Raw genomic sequence first — 13,628 nt, forward strand, 5'->3', positions numbered from 1 at the left:
CGCGCACCGCTGCTCCCGGAATACCTGGCGGTAACTTTTCGCTCATGTCCGTGATTACACTTCCCGCGTGACCGGCGAACATGACACACCGAACTGGCTGACCGCGGAGGAACAGAACGCGTGGCGGCGGTATATGGACGGCAACAGCCGGCTCATGGAAGTGCTCAATCGAAATCTGCACGATCAGCATGGGCTGTCTCTCGCCGAATACCGGATCCTGGTCATGCTGACCGAAGCCGAAGAGGGCTCGGTGCGAATGAGTGAACTGGCCGACGGCGTGTTGTCGTCCCGCAGTCGCCTCACTCACCAGATCCGGCGGATGGAGTCGGACGGAATGGTCGTCCGGAGTTCGTGCCCCGACGACGGTCGTGGCGTGCTCGCCACGATTACCGATGAGGGCCGCCGTCGCCTCGCGGAGGCTGCTCCCACCCACGTCGACGACGTGCGCACCAACCTCATCGACCTGCTCAGCAAGAGCGAGTTGGCCACGCTCGCTCGCATCTTTGCGCGCGTCGACGGAGCCCTCGCCGACAAGTAGCTCAGTGATGAGGTTAGGATTTGGCACGGAAGCGTGGCAGAGCGGCCGAATGCACTCGCCTTGAAAGCGAGCGTCGTGAGAGCGACCGGGGGTTCAAATCCCTCCGCTTCCGCCAGAGCCCCTCACCTGTTCACGCAGGTGAGGGGTTTTTCTGTGCGCTCGAATGGTTGTGTAGAGCCCCTTGAAATGCCATTCTTTGGTGGGAGAATTGCACTTCTGACACTCGGCGCAAGGAGATTCGATGGCTTTGACCAATGACGAATTCGCCCGGCAGTACGGACCGTGGGGGCTGGTGGTCGGGGCCTCCGAAGGTGTCGGAGAGGCCTTCGCGCACACCCTCGCCGAACGCGGGGTCAATGTCGTCCTGCTCTCGCGACGCAAACCGAACCTCGACGCCCTCGCTGCGACCCTCCGCGAGCGCCACGGTGTGGAGACCAGGGTGCTCGCGGTCGATCTTTCCGAATCCGATGCGGTGTCGCGCATCGTCGACGGGACGGTCGGGTTGGAGGTCGGAATCGTGTTGTACGGCGCTGGAGCGGATTCTTCGCCGGCCCCGTTCCTCTCGCGTCCTGTCGAGTCCGCGCTCGCGATGGTTCAGCGCAATTGCGTCACCTCGATGGCGGTGGCACATCACTTCGGAGCGGCCATGGTCGAGCGAGGGCGGGGAGGCATCATTCTCGTGACGTCCGGATCCGGTTTGCGTGGCTGCTCGAACATGGTGGCCTACTCCGCGTCGAAGGCATTCGACCTCGTGATGGGTGAGAGCCTGTGGGCCGAGTTCAATCCGGAAGGTGTGGACGTGTTGTCGCTGGTACTCAGCCGGACCGATACTCCGGCATTGCGTCGGTTGATGCTTGCGATGGGGCAGATAGACAGCCTCGACACACCGGTTCCGGGTGCGACGAGCCCCGAAGAGACTGTTGCTCGCGCTCTCGAGAATTTGGACAAGGGGCCGACGTATCTGGTGGGGGAGAAGCTTGCGCAGTCGGAGCAGTATTTCTCCACGATGACGCGGAACGAAGGTGTTCGTGTCATGGCCGAAGCCACGCGATCGCTCAACACCGCGGCCGAGTAGGCAAACGAAACGCAGCCACCGCTGCCAGGGCACACGGGTGCCCTGGTGACGGTGGCTGTATTCGTTGATCTGTAGGTCAGGCGACCAGATCCGGCCTGCTCCCCGGGATCGGCGTGCGGAACACATCCACACTCGAGGGAGGGATGAATTGCGGCCGACGGTGTTCGGTCATCTCGACTTCCCAGTCGGTGTGATGCATCAACCTGTGGTGATGTCCGCACAGCAACACCAGATTGTCGAGGTCGGTGTCGCCGCCGTCGACCCAATGATGAATGTGGTGCGCATCGGCCCACGCCGGGGGCGTTGAACACCCGGGGAAGGCACATCCGCCATCTCTGACGGCCAGCGCTCGACGTTGCGCCGTCGTCGCAGTCCGGTGCGTCCGCCCGTGTGCCAGCGGCACGCCGTGTTCGTCGAGCAGGATCCGGGTGACCTGGCAATCGCACGCGAGCATCCGGGCGGCGTCGATCGACAACGGCCCGGCCCAGGGCTCGGTCGCATACCCATGCTCGGGGGAGTTCGCGAACAGTTCCTTCACCGCAGTGTTCGTCGTCAGATCTTTGATCGACGCGGTGACCGTGACGTGCGGTTTCACGCCGCCCTCGACGGGGACGAGGCCGGCGGCTTCGACGAACTGCAGGAGTTGATCGAACGCGTCGGCGTTGCGCTTCGACGCCGGCCGATCATCTTTGATGCCGTTTATCTCGGGCCTCGGCGCGGAAAGTGGGGAGAGTAGATGACGCAGGCGGGCACCGGTGACGGCGTCGAACTCGCCTGTGATGACGACTCGGCCGTGCCAGGTGGTGGAGACGAACAGTTCGTTGCGTGAGGAGTCTTCGCCCGGTGGCGGTCCGTCGCCGGTGTTGTAGAGGTGTTCGAGTCGGCGGATCAGGGCCCGCACGGTCGCTTTCGTGGCGACCTTGTCGGAGGCGTGCTCGATCAGGATGTCGCGGGCTTTCTCGAAGTCGCAGGGGTTCATGGTGCGGGGGTAGTGCTGGCAGAAGTAGGCGATCTGCCGCGCTTTCTCCGCGTCCAGTAGGCCGGAGGAATAGGCTTCGCGTACTTCCGGTTCCAGTCGCAGTAGCCGTGCCAGTGTTTCGATGCGGTGGCATTCACCGAGTTCGAGGTTGGTGGCGGCACACAACCAGTGGGCGGGGCTGCGGTGGCCGTGTTCTTTGACGGTGTCGCGTTCGATCATCGCGATCATCAGATCGACGCGGTGTACCTGCCAGGTATGGATTTCGGCGGAGACAGCGAGTGTCTCGGCCATGAGTTGTGTGTTGTCGAGTTTCCAGAGGTCCCCACCCATGATCGAACTATATCGAACTGACATTCGATTCGCAAGGGAATTGGCACATGTATTCGATATCGACCGCGATGGCCTCAGCTCCAACTCGGGGGTGCGGTAGAGGCTTCCGACCGGCGGAGAATTCGGATCAGTGCGATTCTAATTGCGTACCAACGTAATTCAACGGACTGCAACAGTGGTCAGCTATTGACCATATGTCCGAATGGCCTTACAGTTCGAGGCGCCATCCAGAGCGACCGAGAGACCTGGCTCGATGACGTCGCAGCAACCCCCCGCTTTCGGGTGCGGGTGCTACCGCCCGGACCGATGGAGGTCGGAGATGACTAGCAGTATCGAGCGCGCTTCGTGGCGCCGCAGGCACATCGATCTGCGTCGCGGCGCGTCGTCGCGTTGTTGCTGAACGTCACCAACAACGCCGTTGCGCGTGTGCCGCATCGAAACCGGTTGCGGAATAACTACTTCCATTCTCCGTGAAACGCATGTTTCGATGTCTCCTGTCCGCAGGAGGTCGGCGTGAGCGCGCCGACCGATATCCGTACCACCGACCCGGCCCCTGAGCGCACGGACGACGCAGACCTGGTGGTGGCCCGGACCTGGCACCCGTGGCGATGGGTGACCAGCGCCGCGGTACTGATCGTCGTTGCGCAGTTCATTCACGGCCTCGCCACCAACCCCGGCTGGGACTGGCCGACCTTCGCTCGATACTTCACGGCGGAATCGGTTCTCTCTGCCCTGTGGATGACGATCAAGCTCACCCTGTGGGGAACCCTCCTCGGATTCGCGCTCGGCGTGCTCCTCGCGGTCGGTAGGTTGTCGAACAATCCAGTACTGCAGGTAATTGCGTGGACCTACATCTGGGCGTTCCGATCCATCCCGCTGATCGTGCAGCTCCTCTTCTGGTTCAACATCGCGTATCTCTACCAAACCATGTCGGTCGGAATACCGTTCGGGCCCGGATTCTTCGAATTCGAGGTCTCAGGAGTGATCTCGGGCTTCACGGCCGCGGTGATCGGCCTTGCACTCCACCAGGCTGCGTACTCGGCGGAGATCATCCGCGCCGGCATCATCTCCGTCGACCACGGGCAGATCGAAGCGGCCAACGCGCTCGGTATCCCGCGGCTGCGTCAGTTCTTCCGGATCGTGTTGCCGCAAGCGATGCGCTCGATCCTGCCGAATGCAGCCAACGAGGTCATCAGCCTGTTCAAGGGCACATCCATCGTCTCGACGATGGCGATCGCCGAGCTGTTCTACCAGGTACAGGTCATTTTCGGTCGCAGCGGGCGCGTAGTGCCGCTGCTCATGGTCGCGACCGTGTGGTACATCATCCTCACCACGGTGTTGTCCATCGTGCAGTACTACATCGAGCGGCACTATGCGCGCGGCTCGGCCCGCGAGTTGCCTCTCACTCCGTGGCAGAAAGTCGTCACGAAATACCGCGAGATCCGCGACACCGGTGTCGGTGCACCCCGAGGAGCAACCCGATGACCGCCGCCGAACAGCGGACCGACTACGCCGTCGACGTGCGGGGAGTCCATAAATCCTTCGGATCGCTGAAGGTGCTCGAGGGCGTGGATCTGAAGGTCCGCAAGGGTGAGGTGACAGTCATTCTCGGCCCGTCGGGATCGGGGAAGTCCACGCTGCTGCGCACTCTCAATCACCTCGAGAAGGTCGACCGCGGCACCATCCGCATCGACGGTGAACTCGTCGGCTACCGTCGTCGCGGCGACAAACTGCATGAACTGCGCACCCGCGACATTCTCCGTCAGCGGGCCCGGATCGGGTTCGTGTTCCAGAACTTCAATCTCTTCCCGCACCTGACTGCACTCGAGAACGTCATCGAGGCACCGCTTTCCGCGCAGAAGCGCACACGCGCCGAGGTCGAGGTGGAAGCCCGGGAGTTGCTCGAGCGCGTCGGTGTGGGCGACAAGATTCACGCCTACCCGCGGCAGTTGTCCGGTGGTCAACAGCAACGTGTTGCCATTGCCCGGGCGCTTGCCTTGCAGCCCAGCGTCATCCTGTTCGACGAACCGACCTCTGCTCTCGACCCCGAACTGGTCGGGGAGGTTCTCGAAGTGATCGAAGATCTCGCGAGCGGAGGATCGACCCTGGTGGTCGTGACCCACGAGATCGGCTTTGCGCGTCAAGTCGCCGACAATGTCGTCTTCATGGACGGTGGCGTCATCGTCGAGCAAGGCTCACCGGCAGCCGTTCTCGACCATCCACAGCACGAACGTACCCGCACATTTCTGTCCCGAGTTCTCTGATTTCCGGTACTCCAACCGGAAGATTCGACCACACCCCCTGGAAGGTAACGATGTTCGCTTCACCCCGTCGATCGAAGTTGCTGGTTTCGGCTCTGACTGCGGTCGCCCTGTTGGGCAGCGCAGCCTGCAGTTCGTCCGACGCGGCCACCGACGCAGCCACCGACGCCGGCTACAACCTCACCGCCGAGCAGAATCGCATCACCACGGACACGGTAGACGAGATCGCCGCAAAGGTTCCGCAGGCGATTCGTGACCGCGGCACCCTCATCGTCACAGGCAGCGCAGGTACCGCCCCACCGCTGCGTTTCTACGCCGACGACGACACGACGATCATCGGTTCGGAAACCGACTTCGCGTACCTCATCGGCGATGTCCTCGACCTCGATATCGAACTCACGGCCGCCGACTGGGCGCAGAACTTCGTGCGCGTCGACTCCGGTGAGGCCGACGTGTTCATCTCCAACGTCACCGTCACGGAAGAGCGCAAGGAGAAGTACGACTTTGCCACCTACCGTCTCGACAGTGTCGCGGTCGAGGTGAAGAAGGACAGTGGAATCACCTTCGAGGGCTCGGAGGACATCGCGGGCCTGACGATCGGTGTCGGCTCGGGCACCAATCAGGAAGCGTTGCTCGTCGAATGGAACGAGCAGAACATCGCAGCCGGGCTCGAGCCTGCAGAAATTCTCTACTACCAGAACGCCGTCGACTACTTTCTGGCGCTCGGCTCGGGACGTATCGACGCGTACGTCGGACCAAACCCGACGTCAGCGTTCCACGTCCTGCAGGCGGGTGAGAGTGAAATCGCCGGAACATTCTCGGGCGCAGGCGATGAGCTGCAGGGCGAGATCGCGGTCCTGACGAAGAAGGACAACGGACTGATCGAGGCCATCAACGAGGCGCTCAACCACGTCATCGACAACGGAACCTATGCGGAGGTGCTCGAGCGATGGGGGATCGGCACCGAGGCCGTCGAAAGCTCGCGGATCAACCCGCCGGGTCTGCCCAAGACCGCGTAACCGCGATGAGCAGAACCCGACGCCTGCAGATTCAGGCCGTGAAACAGGGCGATCCGCTGGCCGCTCCACTGCTCGATGAGCTGGCGGTGGAGTACAGCACTCGCTACGAGCGTCCACTCCAGGAGCAGGTCGAGTCCTTGACCACGTACCCGGGAGAAGAGTTCGCACCGCCGGACGGTGCCCTGCTCGTGGTCACCGAAGACGGTCGGCCCGTCGCAGGCGGCGCCTTCCGCCGGTACGACGAGAGCACGGCCGAGCTCAAGCGAATCTGGACATCCAGTGAACACCGGCGCCGCGGGCTCGGGCGCATCGTCCTCGCAGAACTCGAAGCCGAGGCGGTGCTGCGCGGCTACACCCGTATCTATCTCACGACCGGGTGGCGGCAACCGGAGGCCGTCGGCCTCTACCTCTCGGCCGGTTACACCGCACTGTTCGACCCGACGCGCCCGGCCGAGGAAATCGGCCCGCACCCATTCGAAAAACGCCTGACCCGAAAGGTGGAGTCTGCGTGAAATTTCTGCTCCTGAGCCTGATCACTCACCACCCGGACCCTGTGACCGGAGAATTGCTCAGTCCCTCCGACCGACTCCGTGAGGTCGTGAACACCGCAGTACTGGCCGAGGAACTCGGCTTCGAAGGATTCGCGGTCGGCGAGCGTCACGAGCAACCGTTCCTGTCGTCGTCGCCTCCGGTGGTCTTGAGCAACATCGCGGCGCGCACATCGACCATCGAACTGTGGACCGGTGTAACGACACTGAGCCTGCTCGATCCGGTCCGCGCCTACGAAGACTATGCGACTCTCGACAATCTCTCCGAGGGTCGGCTGCAGCTGATAATCGGCAAGGGTAACGGCACAGCACAGGCCGACCTGTTCCATGTCACGCCCGACGACCAGTGGGATCGTAACCGTGAGGGCTACGAACTCTTCCGGCTCTTGTGGGAGAACGAGCGGGTCACATGGGAAGGATCCTTCCGCCCCTCGCTCACCGACGCGGTCACGGTTCCTCGTCCGCTGCAACCACGTCTGACGATGTGGCATGGCAGCGCAACGAGCCACGAATCCGTGGATACCGCAGCACAATATGGCGATCCGGTGTTCTCGGCCAACGTCACGAACCCGATCGAGCCCTACGCCGAACTGATCGAGTACTACCGCGACAGATGGGCGGCATACGGGCACGACCCGTCGGACGCACGGGTGGGAGCGGGAACGGCGGGGCTGTATGTCGCGCCGACGTCACAGGAAGCAGTCGAGCGGTTCCGGCCGTTGTTCGAGCAGCGGCTGCAGTTTGCGCGGAATTCCGGACTGCCGGTGGTCTTCGAGAGCGTCGAGGACTTCGTCGAACGCAGTTCCGCGCTCATCGGCAGCCCGCAGCAAGTGATCGACAAGGTGCTCCGTTATCACGAGCGTCTCGGACATGAAGTCATGCACGTGACAGCCGACCGAGGTGGGCTGACTGCAGCGGAGCAGCGCGCGAGTCTCGAGCTCTTCCAGGCGGAGGTGGCTCCCGTGTTGCGGAAGGCGATTCCGCACCGTGAGCCCGCGTCGGTGCACTGATGCAGGTCGCATCACATCTCGGTTCGAATCACTGTGAGAGGAAGGGTTTTCCTGGGTCGACGTGGTTCCTATTCTGAAAGAACCGACCAGAGGCTTTCTTCCTGCCCGGTGGCACCGCGAATACGCGGTGCCACCGGAGCCAATCCTGAAGTGGTGAATATCGTGCCTGTTACCTCCACATCACTTGCGCTCGCGGTCGAACTGGACGGCGCCGGCGCGCATCCCGCGTCGTGGCAAGTCGCTGAACTCACTCCGAGCGACGGCCCGTCGGTAATCGATCTAGTTCGTCGCGTCGAGCGTGCCGGATTCGCGATCGCGACATTCGCCGACCCGGCAACTCGAGGTGATCACCCCACGATCACAGGTCGTCTCGCCCCCGTGGAGGTCGCGGCATTCGCAGCAGCTTTCACCGAGGCGATCGGACTGGTCGCCGCCGTGGGCGTGATCCATGCCGAGCCGTTCCACCTGGCGAACCAGCTCGCCAGCGCAGATTTTGCGTCGCATGGTCGTGCAGGATGGGTTGCGGAGGCCACCGATAGCCCGACTCGGGCAGGCACATACGGCGCTACCCAGGTGACCGACCCCGACGCGCTTCACCGCGAAGCCGACGAGGTGATCGGTGCGGTGCGGCGACTCTGGGATACCTGGGAGGACGGCGTGACCATCGCAGATGATGCGACCGGCCGCTTTCTCGACCCGAATCGACTGCACTACGCCGATATCGACGGAGAATTCGTCTCCGTGAAGGGCCCATCGATCACACCGCGACCCCCTCAGGGGCAACTCGTCGTCTTCGCGCCGTTCGGAAGTATCTCCCCACATCTCGCCGACGTGCACCTCGTCGACGCCCCGACGGTAGTCGAGATCGTTGCCCGTGCAGATGCCGCACGTCACGCGAGCGTAGGACGTGAGCATCGGGTGTTCGCCGAGGTCGAGGTCGTGCTCGACTCCGAAAACGGCAGCGCAACACAAAGGCTCGCGGAACTCGACGGGCACACTCCATGGCCGCTGGGCGACCGTCTGCGGTACGTCGGATCCGCGGACGGGTTGATCGGGTTACTCGCCGACCTCATCGGCCGCGTCGACGGAGTACGACTGCATCCCGCTGTGCTCGCGACGGATCTGCCGATCCTCGAGCATCACGTGCTGCCCGAACTGTCTCGGAGGCGGAGCCTCGTCGTTCCACATCCCGACTCCTCACTACGGCGGGCTCTCGGGCTGACGCGGCCCAGCAGCATATTCGCGCGCACCGCAGCCACTGAAATCTCATGATCGGAGCAGTATGACCAGCGGACATCAGCAGCGCGGACATCGCCTGCATTTCAACCTGTTCTTCCCCTTCGCGCCCGATTACGTGTGGTCGCAGCAGCCTCGCACCGACATCTACTACGATTTCGACGCCCTCACCGCACTTGTCCGCAGCGCGGAACACGGACTGTTCAGCGCGGTGTTCTACGGAGAGAGTCTGCGACTGCGGGAACACCTCGGCACGCTGAACACCGACGCAATCACGGGTCGCCCAGACGCATTGGTGCTGTTCGCGCATCTTGCGGCACGCACCGAACGCATCGGACTGGTGGCGACCTTGAACACCACGTATTTCGAACCCTACGATCTCGCTCGCCGTATCGCCACCGTCGACAATCTCTCCGGCGGACGCGCGGGGTGGAACATCGTCACCACCGACAGTGCCTGGACCGGAGCGAATTTCCGCAAGGGTGGCTACCTTCCGCACACCGACCGCTACACCCACGCCGCCGAACACGTCGACGTCGTGCAGGCGTTGTGGGACGCGTGGCCGGAATCGGCACCGGTCGCCCCACTCGACCCGGTCGAGTGGGCAGACACCTACTACCGGATCACGGCACGTCCCGAATGGCCACGGAGTCCGCAGGGGCAACCCGTCTTCTTCCAGGCGGGTGAATCCGAGCAAGGCCGCGACTTCGCCGCCCGGTACGCCGAGGGGATCTTCTCCAGGTACCTGGAGTTCGATGCTGCCCTCGAATTCTCGCGCGATCTCGGCAGGAGACTTGTCGCTGCGGGTCGACCCGCCGACGACCTGAGGATCTTCCCCGGCACCTCCATCGTTCTCGGCGACACGGACGCCGACGCACGAGACCGGCACGAGTGGTTCCGCGACCGGGTGTGGACGGACCGGCGCACACGCGCAGTGATCGAGAAGATCTGGGGCCGCGACCTGTCCGACCTGGACCTCGACGGACCACTTCCGGACGAGCCACCGACAATCGTCAAACAGAGTCGTAGCCACGGCGTGATGAACAGCCGCGACCGACCACAGGCGATTGCGCAGAGGTGGCGTGAACTCTCCCGCGAACGCGGGTTCACGGTGCGCGAACTCGTTCGGCATCTCGCTCCCAGCGCGGGCTTCATCGGAACACCGGCGAGTGTGGCCGACCGGCTCACCGAATACGTCAGGGCCGGGGCGATCGACGGACTCAACCTGACACCCACGGCTTTCCCCGACGGACTCGACGAGATCGTCGACCGGCTCATCCCGGAACTACAGGACCGCGGCGTCTATCCGAGCGAGTATGCGGGCGCCACCCTGCGCGAGAACCTCGGACTGTCTCCGAACGTCGCGCGGCGCGAGGTCCGAGATCGAACACTCGCGGTATAGGTCACCTTCCCTTCCGGCCACCGAAGTCCACCAGATCAGGACCAATCGCCACGCACGCTCTGGGGCTGCCACAGTCGCGCGCGGGTTTCGAGGCCCAGGTCCTTCGCGGCACGCAGCGGCCAGTTCGGATCCCGGAGTGCCGCGCGACCGAGGAAGATCACGTCGGCACTACCGTCCTGCAGGATCTGCGCGGCGTGCCGGGTGTCGTCGATCAGCCCGACCGCACCGACCGCGAGATCGGTGCCGCGGCGAACCTCGCGTGCCAGCGGGACCTGATAACCGGGTTCGAGAGGGATCGCTGCGGGAAGCAGGCCACCGCTGGACACGTCGATCAGGTCGACGCCGCGCGGGGCGATGAGTTCGGCGGTGGCGACGATGTCGTCCGGCGTGAGACCGCCGTCGAGCCAATCTGTCGCCGAGAACCGGACCGACAGAGGCTTGTGCTGCGGCCAGTGGGCCCGCACGGCGTCGACGATCTCGACGAGCAGGCGGGTCCGGCCCTCGAAGGAACCGCCGTAGGAGTCGGTGCGGGTGTTGCCCAAGGGCGACAGGAACGAGTGGATGAGGAAGCCGTGCGCGGCCTGGAGTTCGAGCAGATCGAATCCTGCGCGGTCGGCCCGGCAGGCGGAGTCGCCGAATGCGTCGACGATGTCACCGATCTCACCGGACGTCAGTTCGTGCGGCCCCGTGAGTCCCGGAAACGCCGACGAGTCGGGGCCGACGCCGGGCCAACCGCCCTCGGACGGAGGGATACTGCCCTGCTCGGTGTCCCAGGGGCGGTGGATCGACGCTTTGCGTCCCGCGTGAGTGAGCTGGATGCCGGCGTGGGTGCCGCGCTCGTGAACGAAGTCGACGATGCGAGACCATGCGCGAGTCTGTTCGTCGTTCCACAGCCCGGTGTCCTGCGGACTGATCCGCCCGCCCGGTGTGACGGCGGTGGCCTCGGCGACCACCGCACCGAACCCTCCGGCCGCGCGGGCACCGAGGTGGGTGAGGTGCCAGTCGCCGGGCACCCCGTCGACCGCGGAGTACTGGCACATCGGGGACAGCCAGATGCGGTTACCGAAGGTCACCTCGCGCAGTGCCAGGGGCTCGAACAGGATTTGGGCCGATGTGGCGGTGTCGAGTGTGGATTCGGTTCGAACGGTCATGAATCGGCCTCGCGGGGGGTCGGGTGCGCAGTCGCGGATTCGGTGACGATAGTGGCTACTGCTGCAGCCTCATAAGACTTTCGATCACCGTGAGGGGAACGGTTCATCCGGGGATCGGGAATGTCTAGCATCGACAACGACCATCCAGAGCGACCGAGAGACCTGGCTCGACGACGTCGCAGCAACCCCCTGCATCCGCAGGTGAGGGTGCTACCGCCGGGAACGATGGAGGACTGTTCATGACGCACGAAGATGTCGTGGTGACGTGGTCGTGCCTGCACGTCGACCTGTGCCGGCACAGTGCCGACATCTGTTGACGGTCGACCCGTCCAACCCTCATCCGTCGGCATCGCTCCGGTTCGATGCTGCCGCTGTCATGTAGAGATCGCTGTCATGTAGAGACCGCTGTCATGTAGAGACCGCTGTCATGTAGAGACCACGGAGTTCAGGTGTCCTTCTCGTTCATTCATGCATCCCGTCGTGTGATTCCGGTAGTGGGTGTCGCTGCGATGCTGGTCGTCGGGTTGTCCGCGTGCGGATCAGAGTCGGCCGTCACGCAGGGTGGTGGTACCCCGCAGGCAGGGGGCACGCTCAGGTACGGCCTGTCGCAGGCTCCCACGTGCGCCGATCCCGCGCAGGCCGGCAGCAACCAGACCATCTACGCCGCTCGTCAGGTCGTCGACTCACTCACAGATCAAGACCCCGAGACCGGGCAGATCACGCCGTGGCTCGCCGAGAGTTGGGACGTCAACGAGGACTCCACACAATTCACCTTCCACTTGAAGAAGGGGGTGACCTTCAGCGACGGAACCTCTTTCACCGCTGAATCGGTGCGGGGCAACTTCGATTCCATCGTGAATACTCTCGGCGGGGTCAAGGCTCCGCAGGCCACCGGGTACCTCGCCGGTTACACCGGCACCACCGTGATCGACGAGCACACGGCCAGGGTCGATTTCTCGGCGCCCAACGCGCCGTTCCTCCAGGCCACCTCGACTCATCAACTCGGGTTCCTCTCTGCCGAGGACGTCGCGAAGAGCGCTGAGGAACGGTGTGCAGGCGAGTTGTCCGGCACGGGACCGTTCACGTATGAGGACTACCAGCAGGACCGGTCGGCAACGCTCGTCAAGCGCGCCGGATATGCCTGGGGATCGGAGGTCTTCGCGCACGACGGTGAGGCCTACCTCGACCGGATCGAATTCACCATCGTTCCCGAGTCCGGTGTTCGCACAGGTTCTCTTGCGTCCGGTCAGCTCGACGCGGTCTCCGATGCTCTTCCTCAGGATGCCCCGCAGATCGAAGGTGTCGGTGGCCGCATTCTCACCACGCCGAATCCCGGTCTCCCGTTCGGTTTCCAGCCCAATGTGAGCAGCGGCGTGCTCTCCGATCCCGCCGTCCGTAGCGCACTGATCCCTGCGATCAACCGCACCGAACTCGTCGACACGGTTCTCGGCCCCGACTTCGAGCCCGCGACAAGCGCCCTCGCCTCGGTGACACCCGGGTACCTCGCGGTGGACGCGGTCACCTACGACCCCGATGCGGCGGCGAGGATCCTCGACGACGCCGGATGGATTCCGGGCGAAGACGGTATCCGCGTCAAGGACGGGGAGAGGTTGAGTTTCTCGGTGCTGTTCAGCTCGGTGTTCGCCGGGAACCAGGCGATTCTCGAACTCGTCCAGCAGCAACTGCGGGAGGTGGGTGTAGACCTGCAACTCGATCTGGTGTCGACGCCAGAGACCACCGCCCGACAGAACACCGGAGACTACGACACGACGTACTACAACAGCACACGCGCCGATGGCGACATCCTGCGCACAGCGTTCGGTACCGAGGGCCGGAACCTCAACCAGCGTGGTCCGATCCCGGAACTCGACGACGTCCTCGCAGTACAGCTCACCGCGACCGATCCGGCGACCCGTAACGGCTACATCGAGGAGGCTCAGCAGCTCGTGATCGACAACGCCCTGTTCATTCCGACGGTCGAGTTGTCGCAGGCGATCGGTGCCGGACCGAAGGTGCAAGATCTGAAGTTCGAAGCGTCGGCACGCCTGCAGTTCTTCGACACCTGGCTCAGCGAGTAAT

12 protein-coding genes, 1 tRNA gene and 2 riboswitches are annotated in these 13,628 nt (G+C 63.8%); of the genes, 11 read left to right on the forward strand and 2 right to left on the reverse strand.

Annotation, left to right across the window (positions count from 1 at the left end; all coding sequences use genetic code 11):
* The first annotated feature begins 67 nt into the window (after positions 1–67).
* From ACFWB0_RS05470 to ACFWB0_RS05480, 3 genes are all read left to right on the forward strand, one after another.
* Positions 68–538: a MarR family winged helix-turn-helix transcriptional regulator gene (locus ACFWB0_RS05470; protein ID WP_378489419.1), complete on the forward strand. Its 471-nt coding sequence runs from the start codon at positions 68–70 to the stop codon at positions 536–538.
* Between the two features lie 27 nt (positions 539–565).
* Positions 566–653: transfer RNA gene (locus ACFWB0_RS05475), tRNA-Ser, on the forward strand.
* A gap of 126 nt (positions 654–779) precedes the next feature.
* On the forward strand, positions 780–1,613 hold the full coding sequence (locus ACFWB0_RS05480; protein ID WP_378489420.1) for an SDR family NAD(P)-dependent oxidoreductase: 834 nt from the start codon (positions 780–782) through the stop codon (positions 1,611–1,613).
* 76 nt (positions 1,614–1,689) lie between these two features.
* Here the strand turns inward: ACFWB0_RS05480 and ACFWB0_RS05485 are convergent, their stop codons facing one another.
* Entirely contained in the window at positions 1,690–2,922 is a 1,233-nt protein-coding gene (locus tag ACFWB0_RS05485) for a DUF222 domain-containing protein (protein WP_378489421.1), read from the reverse strand.
* Positions 2,923–3,142: 220 nt separating this feature from the next.
* A riboswitch (SAM riboswitch) is annotated at positions 3,143–3,235 on the forward strand.
* 200 nt (positions 3,236–3,435) lie between these two features.
* Between ACFWB0_RS05485 and ACFWB0_RS05490 the strand changes: the two genes are divergently transcribed.
* From ACFWB0_RS05490 to ACFWB0_RS05520, 7 genes are all read left to right on the forward strand, one after another.
* The gene (locus ACFWB0_RS05490) at positions 3,436–4,407 is read left to right on the forward strand and encodes an amino acid ABC transporter permease (protein WP_378489422.1); all 972 of its coding nucleotides are present in this window, start codon (positions 3,436–3,438) and stop codon (positions 4,405–4,407) included.
* Positions 4,404–5,186 (forward strand): amino acid ABC transporter ATP-binding protein, encoded by a 783-nt coding sequence (locus ACFWB0_RS05495; protein WP_378489423.1) that lies wholly within the window; start codon positions 4,404–4,406, stop codon positions 5,184–5,186. Before ACFWB0_RS05490 ends, ACFWB0_RS05495 begins: the two co-directional genes overlap by 4 nt.
* A 50-nt stretch (positions 5,187–5,236) precedes the next feature.
* Complete coding sequence (locus tag ACFWB0_RS05500) at positions 5,237–6,202, forward strand: ABC transporter substrate-binding protein (protein ID WP_378489424.1); 966 nt, start codon at positions 5,237–5,239, stop codon at positions 6,200–6,202.
* A gap of 5 nt (positions 6,203–6,207) precedes the next feature.
* Positions 6,208–6,714, forward strand: a complete 507-nt coding sequence (locus ACFWB0_RS05505; protein ID WP_378489425.1) for a GNAT family N-acetyltransferase — start codon at positions 6,208–6,210, stop codon at positions 6,712–6,714.
* On the forward strand, positions 6,711–7,760 hold the full coding sequence (locus ACFWB0_RS05510) for an LLM class flavin-dependent oxidoreductase (protein WP_378489426.1): 1,050 nt from the start codon (positions 6,711–6,713) through the stop codon (positions 7,758–7,760). The genes ACFWB0_RS05505 and ACFWB0_RS05510 overlap by 4 nt, the downstream gene beginning before the upstream one ends.
* 162 nt (positions 7,761–7,922) lie before the next feature.
* Positions 7,923–9,032 (forward strand): LLM class flavin-dependent oxidoreductase, encoded by a 1,110-nt coding sequence (locus tag ACFWB0_RS05515; protein WP_378489427.1) that lies wholly within the window; start codon positions 7,923–7,925, stop codon positions 9,030–9,032.
* Between the two features lie 10 nt (positions 9,033–9,042).
* Positions 9,043–10,398 (forward strand): NtaA/DmoA family FMN-dependent monooxygenase, encoded by a 1,356-nt coding sequence (locus ACFWB0_RS05520; RefSeq protein ID WP_378489428.1) that lies wholly within the window; start codon positions 9,043–9,045, stop codon positions 10,396–10,398.
* A gap of 35 nt (positions 10,399–10,433) precedes the next feature.
* Here the strand turns inward: ACFWB0_RS05520 and ACFWB0_RS05525 are convergent, their stop codons facing one another.
* Complete coding sequence (locus ACFWB0_RS05525) at positions 10,434–11,549, reverse strand: NADH:flavin oxidoreductase/NADH oxidase (RefSeq protein WP_378489429.1); 1,116 nt, start codon at positions 11,547–11,549, stop codon at positions 10,434–10,436.
* 137 nt (positions 11,550–11,686) lie between these two features.
* Positions 11,687–11,781, forward strand: a riboswitch (SAM riboswitch).
* Positions 11,782–12,058: 277 nt separating this feature from the next.
* Here ACFWB0_RS05525 and ACFWB0_RS05530 point away from each other — a divergent pair.
* Complete coding sequence (locus tag ACFWB0_RS05530) at positions 12,059–13,627, forward strand: ABC transporter substrate-binding protein (RefSeq protein WP_378489461.1); 1,569 nt, start codon at positions 12,059–12,061, stop codon at positions 13,625–13,627.
* Position 13,628: the final 1 nt, after the last annotated feature.

The sequence above is a fragment of the Rhodococcus sp. NPDC060086 genome, from assembly GCF_042730275.1.
In the GTDB taxonomy this organism is placed as follows: domain Bacteria; phylum Actinomycetota; class Actinomycetes; order Mycobacteriales; family Mycobacteriaceae; genus Rhodococcus.

Excerpts from the sequence above, each read along its gene's own strand:
- ACFWB0_RS05480 (WP_378489420.1), top strand. The coding sequence starts at position 780 with ATGGCTTTGACCAATGACGAATTCGCCCGGCAGTACGGACCGTGGGGG.
- ACFWB0_RS05485 (WP_378489421.1), bottom strand. The coding sequence starts at position 2,922 with ATGGGTGGGGACCTCTGGAAACTCGACAACACACAACTCATGGCCGAG.
- ACFWB0_RS05495 (WP_378489423.1), top strand. The coding sequence starts at position 4,404 with ATGACCGCCGCCGAACAGCGGACCGACTACGCCGTCGACGTGCGGGGA.
- ACFWB0_RS05500 (WP_378489424.1), top strand. The coding sequence starts at position 5,237 with ATGTTCGCTTCACCCCGTCGATCGAAGTTGCTGGTTTCGGCTCTGACT.
- ACFWB0_RS05505 (WP_378489425.1), top strand. The coding sequence starts at position 6,208 with ATGAGCAGAACCCGACGCCTGCAGATTCAGGCCGTGAAACAGGGCGAT.
- ACFWB0_RS05520 (WP_378489428.1), top strand. The coding sequence starts at position 9,043 with ATGACCAGCGGACATCAGCAGCGCGGACATCGCCTGCATTTCAACCTG.
- ACFWB0_RS05525 (WP_378489429.1), bottom strand. The coding sequence starts at position 11,549 with ATGACCGTTCGAACCGAATCCACACTCGACACCGCCACATCGGCCCAA.
- ACFWB0_RS05530 (WP_378489461.1), top strand. The coding sequence starts at position 12,059 with ATGCTGGTCGTCGGGTTGTCCGCGTGCGGATCAGAGTCGGCCGTCACG.